The organism is Streptomyces sp. NBC_01341, from assembly GCF_035946055.1.
GTDB lineage: Bacteria > Actinomycetota > Actinomycetes > Streptomycetales > Streptomycetaceae > Streptomyces.
The window spans coordinates 5,614,927-5,627,838 of sequence record NZ_CP108364.1; the positions used below are offsets into that span (position 1 = coordinate 5,614,927).

General features: G+C 72.4%; 9 protein-coding genes. 6 read left to right on the forward strand and 3 right to left on the reverse strand.

Annotated features, from left to right (window positions below; translation table 11 throughout):
• Positions 1-5: 5 nt before the first annotated feature.
• Positions 6-2,717, forward strand: a complete 2,712-nt coding sequence (polA, locus tag OG206_RS24650) for a DNA polymerase I (RefSeq protein WP_327119656.1) — start codon at positions 6-8, stop codon at positions 2,715-2,717.
• Positions 2,718-2,721: 4 nt separating this feature from the next.
• On the opposite strand, the gene OG206_RS24655 is transcribed toward polA, so the two are convergent.
• Positions 2,722-3,597 carry a DUF4184 family protein gene (locus tag OG206_RS24655; RefSeq protein ID WP_327119658.1) on the reverse strand — a complete coding sequence of 292 codons (876 nt, stop codon included), beginning with the start codon at positions 3,595-3,597 and terminating at the stop codon, positions 2,722-2,724.
• Between the two features lie 187 nt (positions 3,598-3,784).
• On the opposite strand from OG206_RS24655, the gene OG206_RS24660 reads away from it, so the two are divergent.
• Together OG206_RS24660 and OG206_RS24665 are read left to right on the forward strand one after the other, a co-directional pair.
• The gene (locus OG206_RS24660) at positions 3,785-5,470 is read left to right on the forward strand and encodes a lytic transglycosylase domain-containing protein (RefSeq protein WP_327119660.1); all 1,686 of its coding nucleotides are present in this window, start codon (positions 3,785-3,787) and stop codon (positions 5,468-5,470) included.
• A gap of 25 nt (positions 5,471-5,495) precedes the next feature.
• Entirely contained in the window at positions 5,496-5,705 is a 210-nt protein-coding gene (locus OG206_RS24665) for a hypothetical protein (protein ID WP_327119662.1), read from the forward strand.
• A gap of 57 nt (positions 5,706-5,762) precedes the next feature.
• On the opposite strand, the gene hrpB is transcribed toward OG206_RS24665, so the two are convergent.
• Both hrpB and OG206_RS24675 read right to left on the reverse strand, forming a co-directional pair.
• Positions 5,763-8,264, reverse strand: a complete 2,502-nt coding sequence (hrpB, locus tag OG206_RS24670; RefSeq protein WP_327119664.1) for an ATP-dependent helicase HrpB — start codon at positions 8,262-8,264, stop codon at positions 5,763-5,765.
• A 47-nt stretch (positions 8,265-8,311) separates the two neighbouring features.
• Positions 8,312-9,127 carry a class I SAM-dependent methyltransferase gene (locus OG206_RS24675; protein ID WP_442805894.1) on the reverse strand — a complete coding sequence of 272 codons (816 nt, stop codon included), beginning with the start codon at positions 9,125-9,127 and terminating at the stop codon, positions 8,312-8,314.
• Between the two features lie 408 nt (positions 9,128-9,535).
• On the opposite strand from OG206_RS24675, the gene rpsA reads away from it, so the two are divergent.
• The 3 genes from rpsA to OG206_RS24690 all read left to right on the forward strand — a co-directional run bounded on the left by rpsA (position 9,536) and on the right by OG206_RS24690 (position 12,801).
• Positions 9,536-11,053 (forward strand): 30S ribosomal protein S1, encoded by a 1,518-nt coding sequence (rpsA, locus tag OG206_RS24680; protein WP_327119668.1) that lies wholly within the window; start codon positions 9,536-9,538, stop codon positions 11,051-11,053.
• A 181-nt stretch (positions 11,054-11,234) separates the two neighbouring features.
• A complete protein-coding gene (locus OG206_RS24685; protein ID WP_327119670.1) occupies positions 11,235-11,588 on the forward strand; it encodes a VOC family protein in 354 nt (117 codons plus the stop codon).
• Between the two features lie 274 nt (positions 11,589-11,862).
• The gene (locus OG206_RS24690; protein WP_327119672.1) at positions 11,863-12,801 is read left to right on the forward strand and encodes a PAC2 family protein; all 939 of its coding nucleotides are present in this window, start codon (positions 11,863-11,865) and stop codon (positions 12,799-12,801) included.
• The last annotated feature ends 111 nt before the right edge of the window (positions 12,802-12,912 follow it).

The following is a 12,912-nucleotide window of genomic DNA, read 5'->3' on the forward strand; positions in this document are numbered from 1 at the left end:
GGGGCGTGGCTGAGACGGCATCGAAGAAGACGGCAGACAACCGACCGCGCCTGCTCCTCATGGACGGGCACTCCCTGGCGTACCGGGCGTTCTTCGCCCTGCCCGCGGAGAATTTCACGACGGCGACGGGGCAGCCGACGAATGCCGTGTACGGCTTCATGTCGATGCTGGCGAACACGCTGCGCGACGAGGCGCCCACGCACTTCGCGGTGGCGTTCGACGTGTCCCGCAAGACCTGGCGTGCGCAGGAGTTCCCCGAGTACAAGGCGAACCGCTCCAAGACCCCCGACGAGTTCAAGGGGCAGGTCGAGCTGATCGGCGAACTGCTGGACGCGATGCACGCGGACCGGTTCGCGGTGGACGGGTTCGAGGCGGACGACGTCATCGCGACGCTGGCCACGCAGGCCGAGGCGGCGGGCTTCGAGGTCCTGATCGTGACGGGTGACCGGGACTCGTTCCAGCTGATCACGGACAACGTGACCGTGCTGTACCCGACGAAGGGCGTCTCCGAGCTGACGCGCTTCACCCCGGAGAAGGTCGAGGAGAAGTACGGCCTCACGCCCGCCCAGTACCCGGACTTCGCGGCGCTGCGCGGTGACCCGTCGGACAACCTTCCGGGCATCCCCGGCGTGGGGGAGAAGACGGCGGCGAAGTGGATCAACCAGTTCGGTTCGTTCGCGGAGCTGGTCGAGCGGGCCGACGAGGTCAAGGGCAAGGCCGGCCAGAACTTCCGCGACCACCTGGACGCGGTGAAGATGAACCGTGTGCTGACCGAGATGGTCCGCGACGTGGAGCTGCCGAAGGTCCCCTCCGAGCTCGAGCGCGCTCCGTACGACCGCACGGCGGTCACCGGTGTGCTGGACGTCCTGGAGATCCGTAACCCGAGCCTGCGTGAGCGGCTGCTGGCCGTCGACCCCGGTGCGGAGGAGGCGGCGCCGCCGGAGCCGGCGGCCGGTATCGACCTGGACGGTGCGGTGCTGGGTCCGGGTGAGGTCGCCCCGTGGCTGGAGGCGCACGGGGCGCAGCCCCTCGGCGTCATGACGGTGGACACCTGGTCGCTGGGCGTCGGCACGGTCACGGAGGTCGCGCTCGCCGCCGCCGACGGGTCGGCGGCCTGGCTGGACCCGGCCGCGCTCGTGGAGGCCGACGAGCAGGCGTTCGCCGCGTGGGTCGCCGACCCGCAGCGGCCCAAGGTCATGCACAACGCCAAGAACGCCCTGCGGGTCTTCCCGGAGCAGGGCTGGCGGCTGGACGGCATCACCATGGACACGGCGCTCGCCGCGTATCTCGTCAAGCCGGGACGTCGTTCCTTCGCCCTGGACGCGCTGACCGTCGAGTACCTCGGCCGTGAGCTGGCACCGGCCGCGTCGGCCGACGGGCAGCTCGCCTTCGGCGCGGACGACCGTGCGGAGGCCGACGCCCTGATGGCGCAGGCGCGGGCCGTGCTGGACCTCGGAGACGCCTTCACCGCCCGGCTGCGGGAGGTCGGGGCCACCGAGTTGCTGCACGACATGGAACTGCCCACGTCGATCATGCTGGCCCGGCTCGAGCGGCACGGCATCGCCGCCGACCGCGCCCATCTGGAAGGCATGGAGCAGCAGTTCGCCGGTGCGGTGCAGCAGGCGGTGAAGGAGGCGCACGCCTCGGTGGGACGGGAGTTCAACCTCGGCTCGCCCAAGCAGCTCCAGGAGATCCTCTTCGGTGAACTGGCCCTGCCGAAGACGAAGAAGACGAAGACGGGCTACACGACCGACGCCGACGCCCTGGCCTGGCTGGCCGCGCAGACCGAACACGAGCTGCCGGTCCTCATGCTGCGCCACCGGGAGCAGGCGAAGCTGCGGGTGACGGTCGAGGGCCTGATCAAGACGATCGGCGCGGACGGCCGTATCCACACCACGTTCAACCAGACGGTCGCGGCGACCGGCCGGCTCTCCTCGACCGACCCCAACCTGCAGAACATCCCCGTGCGTACGGACGAGGGCCGTGCGATCCGCCGGGGTTTCGTCGTCGGCGAGGGCTTCGAGACGCTGATGACGGCCGACTACAGCCAGATCGAGCTGCGGGTCATGGCCCACCTCTCCGAGGACGCCGGGCTGATCGAGGCGTTCAACTCGGGCGAGGACCTGCACACGACGGTCGCCTCGCAGGTGTTCGGCGTGGAGAAGACGGCCGTCGACGCCGAGATGCGCCGCAAGATCAAGGCGATGTCGTACGGACTGGCCTACGGGCTCTCCGCGTTCGGCCTCTCCCAGCAGCTGAACATCGAGGCCGGCGAGGCGCGCGGGCTGATGGACACCTACTTCCAGCGGTTCGGCGGGGTGCGCGACTACCTGCGCCGGGTCGTCGAGGAGGCCAGGTCCACCGGCTACACCGAGACGGTCTTCGGCCGCCGCCGGTATCTCCCCGACCTCAACAGCGACAACCGACAGCGGCGCGAGACGGCCGAGCGGATGGCGCTCAACGCTCCCATCCAGGGCACGGCGGCCGACATCGTGAAGGTCGCGATGCTCAACGTGGACCGTGCGCTGACGAAGGCACGGCTGACGTCGCGGATGCTGCTCCAGGTCCACGACGAAATCGTCCTGGAGATCGCGAAGGGCGAGCGCGAACAGGTCGAGGAGATCCTGCGCCGCGAGATGTCCACGGCGGTCGAACTCCGTGCGCCGCTGGACGTCTCGGTCGGCGTCGGCACGGACTGGGAGACCGCCGCGCACTGACGTCTCAGCCGGCGTCCCGGCCGGCCGGACCCGTCCGTGCGCTCTCCGCACCGGGCCCCTCCGGCCGGCCGGGGCCTGACTGCCCCCTCCGCAGCCGCATCCACGCCCCGTAAAGGACGAGACCGGCCGCCAGGCCCGCCCCGGCCCCGAAGCAGGCCGTCGGGACGATGTCGAGGGGACTGTCGATCCGTCCGGACCGGACGTACAGGCGGGCGCACCGGTGGACGGTGCCCAGCAGGACACACAGTGCCAGGAGCCAGCACGCGCCCAGGCGTTCGGCCCGGCCGAGCACGGGCACGGACTCCGGCCGGGGCACGGGTCCGGCGTCCCGCAGACCCGCGTACACGAAGTGGCCGAGCACCGCCGCGGCCACCGCCGAACTGCCGTACTGGACGATCTGGAACACGGGGAAGCCGCCGACGCTCCGGCCGAGGACGGGGATCAGCTCCGTGCCCCATCGATCGTGATGGGTGAAGGCGTCCCACACGACGTGGGTGCCCGAGCCGATGACGGCGGACACGGAGAACCACGCCGCCAGAGGCAGGACCGGGCCGCCCGGCTCCCACCGCCGCCCCCGCACGAAGCTGTGGACGCGGCCCTGCGACGTCCCCGGCAGCAGAGCGAGGAGCGGTTCGCGCAACAGCAGCCACAGGGCGACCAGGACGCCGGTGACCAGGACATCGACACTGACCACCCCCCACGCCGCGTGTGTGACCGCGCCGAACCCCATCGCCCCGGGGACGACGCTGTCCGCGTAGTAGGTCAAGTCCGGTGCGAGCGAGCCCGCGACGAGTGCGGAGGCGACCAGAGGGCCCCGGCCCCTCCCGGACCGGCGGACACCGGGGAGAACCGCGGCAGCGTGGCCGAGCGTGAACGGCATGGCGGCAAGTATGCGGGTGAGCCCGCGTCATCCGTCCGGGGCGAAGCGACGACTTGGCGACGTGAAGCTGAAGAAACGGTAAGAACCAGTGGGGGCCGGTGTCCGGGCGCCGGGAGTTGTCGTAGGGTCGCCTGAGTCCTCGCGCTGGGGAGCGCGGGCAGCCGCCGACGGGGAGGGACCGACACACATGGCAGCGCAATTCGGCCGCAGACTGCGCAGGGGGGCCACCACCACCGCGGTGGCGGCGGCAGCCGTGGCAGCCCTGTCCGCCTCGCAGGCTCCCGCGGCACCGCAGCCCGACAGCGCCGGCGACCAGAAGGCGGCCGGCGCGACGCCGTCCGGGGACAGTGCCGCCACCGGCAACTCCCCGTACCACACGGACCTTCCGCCGCTCGTCACCCCGAACAAGCCCGGCTCGTCATCGAATCTTCCGGTGACCGGCAGCGCCGAATCAGGGATACCCGCCTCGATCCTGGCGGCCTACAAGAAGGCCGAGCAGGGTCTCGCGAGCACCGACGCCGCCTGCAGGCTTCCCTGGCAGCTCCTCGCCGCCATCGGCAAGGTCGAGTCGGGCCAGGCCCGCGGCGGCAAGGTCGACACGAACGGCACGACCTTCTCGCCGATCCTCGGCCCGGCCCTCAACGGCCAGGGCTTCGCGTTGATCAAGGACACCGACGGCGGTGCGTACGACGGGGACTCGACCCACGACCGTGCGGTCGGCCCGATGCAGTTCATCCCGTCCACCTGGGAGACCTGGGGCCAGGACGGCAACGGCGACGGTCGCAAGGACCCCAACAACATCTACGACGCGGCGCTGGCCGCCGGGCGGTACCTCTGCGCCGGCACCCGCGACCTGTCGCTCGCCCAGGACCTCGACCGGGCGGTGCTGAGCTACAACCACTCGCAGGAGTATCTGCGCACGGTGCGCTCCTGGTTCGACTTCTACAACCGGGGCACCCACGAGGTCCCCGACGGCACCGGTGTCCTCCCCGTGGACGCGGGCAACGGCATGACCAGCCCGTCACCCACGCCCCCGTCCGGGCAGGGCGGCGGCAGCACACCTCCGCCGAGCAGCGGCCCGAAGCCGCCGGCGCAGGGCGGCGGGAAGCCTCCAGGCACCGACCCCACGCCGCCTCCTCCGACGAAGCCCCCGACCACCCCGCCGACGACCCCGCCCGCACCGGCGACCCTCGGCAGCCTGGAGAACGCGGGTACCGCGCCTCTGAAGGCCACCGCCGGCGACGCGTTCGCGCAGCGCGTCAAGGTCCGGGCGAGGAACACCCTCGGCGCCCCGCTCGCCAAGGCATCGGTCACCTTCACCGTGGTCGGTGACACGGACGCCCGCTTCGCCGGCGGGAGGACCATGGTCACCGCGAGCACCGGAAGCGACGGCACCGTCACGGCACCGGTTCTGACGGCGGGTGAGAAGACCGGCGAATTCAAGGTGACGGCCGTCGCCGGCACCGTCAAACCGCGCACCCTCACCTACACGGCGAGCGTCACCGCCCGGCAGGCGGACGCCATCGCACGGACCGACGACAAGGTGCTGACGGCCGCTCCGGGTGCCCAGTTCGCCGACCGGGTCCAGGTCCGGGCGACGTACAGGGGCAAGGGGCTCGCGGACACCGCCGTCACGGCCACGATGATCACCGACGCGGAGACGCCGGCCGAGAACGACAAGGGACCGCACTTCAAGGACGCGGACGGCAAGGCCGTACGCACCCTCGACCTGACCACCGGCGCCGACGGGCTCCTGGAGCTCCCGGAGATCTACGCCGACGGCGTCGAGGGCACCTACAAGCTGCGGCTCACCACGGCGAACGGCGTCACGCTGGTCATCGAGCTGAAGGTCGAGGCCGCCCCCGCGGCCTGACCCGCCCGCGAGGACACCGGGCGCCGTGGAGCGGGCGCCCGGTGGCGAGCAGGCCGACGGCACCGTCGTCGGGCGGGCGCTGACCCAGTTCGGTGACACCGCCGACGGTTTCACCGCGAGCCTGACGGTCTACCTGCCCACCGAGCGTCCGCAGGACGTGCTGGAGCAGCATCTCCGCCACTACGCAGCCGAGTTCAGGAACCGGATCGTCGCCGCCGCGTCGGCGCGCGCCTGAGATGCCGTGGGAGGGCGGGCCACCGGAGCCCGCACACGCCGCCCCGCCCCCGGACGCCTACTCCCGCCGCAGCCGCGCCGAGGTGAAGCGGGTCGCCTCCGTCGTCGTCGGGTCCTCCGGCCACGGGTGCTTCGGGTAGCGGCCCCGCAGCTCCGCCCGCACGCTCCTGTACCCCTCCCGCCAGAACGACGCCAGGTCCGCCGTCACCGCCGCGGGCCGGCCCGCGGGCGACAGCAGGTGGACCAGGAGTGGCACCCCGGCGACCCGGGGCGTCTCCCGCAGCCCGAACAGCTCCTGGAGCTTCACCGCGAGTACGGGCTGCTCGCCGGCGTAGTCGAGGCGGATTCTTGAGCCGGTGGGCACCTCGATCCGCTCCGGCGCGAGTTCGTCGAGGCGGGCCGCGTCGCCCGTCGACCACGGCAGGAGCCTGCGCAGCGCCTGCCCCGCGTCGATCCGCCCCAGGTCCGCGCGTCGCCCGGCCCGTGACAGCTCCGGCTCCAGCCACTCGTCGGCACGCGCGAGCAGCGCCTCGTCGGACACGTCGGGCCAGGACGTGCCGAGCACCCGGTGCAGGAACGCGAGTCGCAGCCGCAGTTGTTCGCTGTCCCTGCTCCACCGCAGGAGCCCGGGCCCCTCGCGGCGCAGCCCCTCCAGCAGCGCCCCGCGCACCAGCTCCGGGGCCGGCCGGCGCAGGGAGCGCGCCGACAGCTCGATCGCGCCCAGGCGTTCCACGGACCGCGCCACGACGTCGCCGTCCGCCCAGCGGACCTCCTCGCCGGAGAACCGCAGGTGCCCGGCCGCCAGCCGAGCCGTGTCCTCGTCGATGACGGCCGCCAGCCACACCCGCGCGGAGGCCGCGTGGGCGGGCCGGTCGGCGACCGCGACGGCGAGCCACGGGGCGCTGCGCAGCCGTGAGCCGTCACCCAGCGTGGCGCCCGTTCCCGACGCCATCAGGAACGCCCCCTCACCCCGGGCGCGAGCCACGCGCTCCGGGAACGCCAGCGCCGCGACCAGACCCACCGCGGCGTCGTCCGTACCGATTCCGTCGTCCTTTCCCCGGCCGGAGGACTGCGACAGCCGCCGCACCTCCTGCCGCCACCGCGCGGCGTAGCCGTCCCCGCCCCGCCGTGCCGTGCGCAACGCGTGTGCCAGGTCGTCGCCGTACTCGCGCGGAGGCTGCTCGCTCAGCAGGGCCACGACCTCCGCCGCCCGACGTCCGCCCACCTCCCGCGCACCGTCCAGGAGGGCGCGGGCCAGCCGGGGGTGCAGGCCGAGACGGGACATCCGCACGCCCCGGTCCGTCGCCCGGCCCGCGGTGTCCACCGCGCCGACCGCAACCAGCACCTCGCGCGCCGCGCCCATCGCCCCGGCGGGCGGAGCGTCCAGGAGTGCGAGCCCGGAGGCGTCCGGGTCGCCCCAGCACGCCGCCTGCAGGGCGAACGCCGCCAGATCGGCCACCTTGATCTCGGGGGAGGGGTAGGCGGCCAGCCTCCCGTCCTCCGCCACGTCCCAGCAGCGGTACACCGCGCCCGGAGCCTCACGTCCCGCGCGGCCCGCCCGCTGGCGTCCGGCCGCCCGCGACGCGCGTACGGTCGTCAGCGCGCTCAGCCCCCGCGCGTGGTCGGTGCGCGGCTCCCTGGCCAGCCCGGAGTCCACGACGACCCGTACCCCGGGCACCGTCAGGGACGACTCGGCGACGGACGTGGCCAGCACCACCCGGCGCCCGCCCGACGGCCCGGCGAGCACCGCGTCCTGCACCGCCGCCGGGGCGCGGCCGTGGACCTGGAGGATCTCCGCTCCCGCCCCGGTGAGCATCCCCGCGACGCGGCCGATCTCCCCGACGCCGGGCAGGAAGCACAGGACGTCGCCCTCCCGCTCGGCGAGAGCCCGGCGCACCACGCCGGCCACGTGCGTCAGCAGGGCCGGGTCGACCCTGACCCCGTGCGGCGGGCGCACCGGCGTGGAGGGCGGCGCCCACACCACCTCCACCGGGTGCGACACGCCCCGGGCCTCGACGACCGGGGCGTCGCCCAGCAGGCGTGCCCAGCCCTCCGCGTCCGTGGTCGCCGACGCCGCGACCAGCCGGAGCTCCGGTCGGATCGTCTCGCGTACGTCGAGGAGGAAGGCCGCGGCCGTGTCCGCGTCCAGGTGGCGTTCGTGGCACTCGTCGATGACCACCACATCGGTGCCGGGGAGTTCCTGGTCGCGCTGCAGGCGCTGGAGCAGCACGCCCGTGGTCACGACCTCCACCACGGTCCCGGGCCCCACCACCCGTTCCCCGCGCACCGTGAACCCGACCCGGCCGCCGGGCTGCTCGCCGAGCAGCCACGCCATCCGCCGCGCCGCCGCCCGGGCCGCGATCCGGCGCGGTTCGGCGACGAGCACGCGGCGGGCCGGCCCGCCCCCGGCCAGGCCGGCCAGCACCAGGGGGACGAGGGTCGTCTTGCCGGTCCCCGGCGGGGCGCAGAGCACTGCGGCACCGCGCTCGTCGAGCGCCCGCTGCAGGGCGGGCACGGCGGTGCGGACGGGCAATTGGTCCAGGGCGTCGGTACGGATCACGCCCCCAGTCTCGTACGCCGTCCCCGCGACGGGAGCGCGGCCGGTGCCTACGCGTCGTCGCGGCCGTCCCGCTCGCAGACGAAGATCGCGGTCCCGGGGATGAGGTTGCCGCGCAGCGGGGACCAGCCGCCCCACTCCTGGTGGTTCCAGGCGGGCCACTCCGGCTCCACCAGGTCGACCAGCCGGAAACCGCCCGCCACCACGTCCCGGACGCGGTCGCCGAGCGTCCTGTGGTGCTCCACGTACACGGCGTCACCCGCCTCGTCCTGCTCGACGTACGGCACGCGGTCGAAGTACGAGGCGGCGACGGAGAGGCCCTCGGGCCCTGGCTCGTCGGGGAACGCCCAGCGGATCGGGTGCGTCACGGAGAAGACCCAGCGCCCGCCGGGCCTCAGCACCCGGTGCACCTCGCGGAACACCCGCACGGGGTCGGCGACGAAGGGCACCGCGCCGTAGGCGGAGCAGGCCAGGTCGAAGGAGCTGTCCCGGAAGGGGAGCCGCCCCGCGTCCGCCTCGACGAGGGGCACGTCACCACCGATGCGCAGGGCGTGCTGGAGCTGGCGGTGGGAGAGGTCCAGGGCCACCGGTCTGGCCCCCCGGGAGGCGAGCCAGCGGGAGCACTGGGCGGCGCCCGCGCCGATCTCCAGGACGTCGAGCCCCTCCAGGGCGGACGCGGGCCCCAGCAGGGCGGCCTCGGCCTCGTCGAGGCCCTCCGGGCCCCAGACGAAACGGTCGTCCCCGAGGAAGGACCCGTGGTCGCTCTGGTACTCGTCGGCGTTGCGGTCCCACCAGCCGCGGCTCGCCCGGCTGCTCTCGGCCTCACCGGCGTCCCGGCGGGTCGCTTCGGGTTCGGACCCGTGCATGTCTTGGCTCATCGTGCCCGTCGTTGTAGTTTGCCTTCACCCGCTGCGCGCGGTGCCTCCACGGGTCGTACGGGTGAGTGCGCCCGTGTGCGCGCGGCACTTCGCCGTGGCCGATGTGGCCTCGGCGAACGTGAGTTGTGCCGGGATTGGGGCGCTCTGCCCCGGGTGTGCGCCTTCGCGCATTGACCCTGTCCGGCTGCCCCCGTATGCTACAAGTTGCGCTGCGAGCCTGCGCGCCTCAGACCTAGCAGGCCGCGCTCGCGTCTGTTGCATGTCCCCTCGGTTGTCGAGGCGCCTTTCCGGAAACGGGCAGGTGCTTTCCCGGCTGTCCGGCTTCTGCAGAGGCGATACGGGCTTTCGGCGTAGCAGTACCTACGACTCACTGTCCGTACCGGAGCCCTTTCCCACATGACGAGCAGCACCGAGACCACCGCCACCACTCCGCAGGTTGCGGTCAACGACATCGGCGACGCGGACGCGTTCCTCGCGGCGATCGACGAGACGATCAAGTACTTCAACGACGGCGACATCGTTGACGGCGTCATCGTCAAGGTTGACCGGGACGAGGTCCTCCTCGACATCGGTTACAAGACCGAAGGCGTCATCCCGAGCCGCGAGCTCTCGATCAAGCACGACGTCGACCCGAACGAGGTCGTCAAGGTCGGCGACGAGATCGAGGCCCTGGTTCTCCAGAAGGAGGACAAGGAAGGCCGCCTGATCCTCTCGAAGAAGCGCGCTCAGTACGAGCGTGCCTGGGGCACCATCGAGAAGATCAAGGAAGAAGACGGCATCGTCACCGGTACCGTCATCGAGGTCGTCAAGGGTGGTCTCATCCTCGACATCGGCCTCCGTGGCTTCCTCCCGGCGTCGCTCGTCGAGATGCGTCGCGTCCGCGACCTCCAGCCCTACGTGGGCAAGGAGCTCGAGGCCAAGATCATCGAGCTGGACAAGAACCGCAACAACGTGGTCCTGTCCCGCCGTGCCTGGCTCGAGCAGACCCAGTCCGAGGTCCGCCAGACGTTCCTCACGACCCTCCAGAAGGGTCAGGTCCGCTCCGGCGTCGTCTCCTCGATCGTCAACTTCGGTGCCTTCGTGGACCTGGGTGGCGTCGACGGTCTCGTGCACGTCTCCGAGCTGTCCTGGAAGCACATCGACCACCCCTCCGAGGTTGTCGAGGTCGGCCAGGAGGTCACCGTCGAGGTCCTCGACGTCGACATGGACCGCGAGCGCGTCTCGCTGTCGCTCAAGGCGACGCAGGAAGACCCGTGGCAGCAGTTCGCCCGCACGCACCAGATCGGGCAGGTCGTTCCCGGTAAGGTCACCAAGCTCGTTCCGTTCGGTGCGTTCGTGCGCGTCGACGAGGGCATCGAGGGCCTGGTCCACATCTCCGAGCTGGCCGAGCGCCACGTGGAGATCCCGGAGCAGGTCGTCCAGGTCAACGACGAGATCTTCGTCAAGGTCATCGACATCGACCTCGAGCGCCGCCGCATCAGCCTCTCGCTGAAGCAGGCCAACGAGGCCTTCGGTGGGGACCCGGCCTCGGTCGAGTTCGACCCGACCCTGTACGGCATGGCCGCGTCCTACGACGACCAGGGCAACTACATCTACCCCGAGGGCTTCGACCCCGAGACCAACGACTGGCTCGAGGGCTTCGAGTCGCAGCGTGAGGTCTGGGAGACGCAGTACGCCGAGGCGCAGCAGCGCTTCGAGCAGCACCAGGCCCAGGTCATCAAGTCCCGCGAGGCCGACGAGGCCGCTGCGGCCGAGGGCGCTGCTGCCCCGGCCGGCGCTGCCCCGGCTGCCTCCGGCGGCAGCGGTGGCGGCGGCGGCTCGTACTCCTCGGAGTCCGCGGACAACTCCGGCGCCCTGGCGTCGGACGAGGCCCTGGCCGCCCTGCGCGAGAAGCTGGCCGGCGGCCAGAGCTGACGCTCTGACCCCGACCGCTCATCGGCTGCGGTAGCTGTAGAGCTGTAGGTGAGGCCCGTCCCCTTCGGGGGGCGGGCCTCACTCGTGTCCACGGACCCGGCAGGGAAGGGCGGGGCGCGTGCGTGAGCGAGCCGACGAAATCGCCTGTCGTTCGAGGCTCCGGCAGGTCTAGGATCCCCGGATGACCTTGGAATGGGAACAGGTAATCGTTCACTCCGACGACCCGGCGGCCCTGGGGCAGTGGTGGGCCGACGCGCTCGGCTGGGTGGTCGTCCACTCCTCCGACGACGAGTTCGAGATCCGCCCGGAGCCCGACCGCCTGCCTGGGCTGGACTTCGTACGGCTCGAAGAGACCAGGAAGTCCAAGAGCAGGCTGCACCTGGACTTCAGGCCCGATGACCGGGACGCCGAGGTGGCCCGGCTGGTGGCGCACGGCGCACGGCGCGTCGACATCGGCCAGGGCGAGCAGCCGTGGGTCGTTCTGGCGGACCCCGAAGGCAACGAGTTCTGCGTCCTCGGCCCGCGGCGTCCGTGAGGCGCACGCCCGTGCAACTCCACCGGTGGAACACGCAGTTGCGGCGGCGGACCGCCTTCGCTCCGCCCAACAGGCGGGATGCCGGGCGGACTTCGCCGGTGACCGGCTCGGCCGCGCGGACGCCCGGAAGGCCGGAACGTCTCCTCCGTGGGGCCCGCCGCCACGGCGCGGTGCAGCCCCGTCCTCGCACCACCGCGTGTGAATGCGGTCCGGGCGGGAATGCCGTGGCCAGGCGGGGTGTTCTTGCCGGGGAACACAAGGAGGAGCGGTAACCGTGCCTGAACCGCAGAGTTTGTACGAATGGGAGCCGAAGGGCCTGGCCGTCGTCGACATGGCGCTCGCCCAGGAGTCGGCCGGTCTGGTCATGCTCTACCACTTCGACGGATACATCGACGCGGGTGAGACCGGCGAGCAGATCGTCGACGGCCTGCTCGAGACACTGCCGCACCAGGTCGTGGCCCGCTTCGATCACGACCGGCTCGTCGACTACCGGGCGCGCCGCCCGCTGCTCACGTTCAAGCGCGACAGGTGGACCGCGTTCGAGGCGCCCACACTGGACGTCCGGGTCGTGCAGGACGCCACCGGTGCCCCCTTCCTGCTGCTGTCCGGGCCCGAGCCCGACGTGGAGTGGGAGAGGTTCGCCGCCGCGGTGGAGCAGATCGTCGAGCGGCTCGGAGTGCGCCTCGCGGTCAACTTCCACGGCATCCCGATGGGCGTCCCGCACACCCGCCCGGTCGGTGTCACCCCGCACGGCAACCGCACCGACCTGATGCCAGGGCACCGCAGTCCCTTCGACGAGGCGCAGGTGCCCGGCTCGGCCGAGGCGCTCGTCGAGTACCGGCTGATGGAGGCCGGGCACGACGTCCTCGGTGTGGCCGCCCACGTCCCGCACTACGTCGCCCGCTCCGCCTACCCCGACGCCGCCCTGACCGTCCTGGAGGCGATCACGGCCGCGACGGGCCTGGTGCTGCCGGCCATCGCTCACACGCTGCGCACCGAGGCGCACCGCACCCAGACCGAGATCGAGCGGCAGATCGGGCAGGGGGACGAGGAGCTCGTCACACTCGTCGAGGGGCTGGAGCACCAGTACGACGCGGTGGCGGGTTCCGAGAGCCGCGGCAACCTCGTCGCGGAGCCGGTCGACCTTCCGTCGGCGGACGAGATCGGCCTCGAATTCGAGCGCTTCCTCGCCGAACGCGAGGGCGATTCCTGAGCTGCCGCCCTCGGCCGGCGGCGGCTTCCGCCCGCCGCGTCGCCCCCGGCTCCCGGTGACGGGACGGCGTCCCCGGCGTCCCCTCTCCCGCTCCCCGGCCAGGAGCTCAGG

What these genes read in the sequence shown, in the direction of transcription:
- OG206_RS24655 (WP_327119658.1), bottom strand. Translation starts at nt 3,597, where the DNA reads ATGCCGTTCACGCTCGGCCACGCTGCCGCGGTTCTCCCCGGTGTCCGC.
- OG206_RS24660 (WP_327119660.1), top strand. Translation starts at nt 3,785, where the DNA reads ATGGCAGCGCAATTCGGCCGCAGACTGCGCAGGGGGGCCACCACCACC.
- OG206_RS24675 (WP_442805894.1), bottom strand. Translation starts at nt 9,127, where the DNA reads ATGCACGGGTCCGAACCCGAAGCGACCCGCCGGGACGCCGGTGAGGCC.
- rpsA (WP_327119668.1), top strand. Translation starts at nt 9,536, where the DNA reads ATGACGAGCAGCACCGAGACCACCGCCACCACTCCGCAGGTTGCGGTC.
- OG206_RS24685 (WP_327119670.1), top strand. Translation starts at nt 11,235, where the DNA reads ATGACCTTGGAATGGGAACAGGTAATCGTTCACTCCGACGACCCGGCG.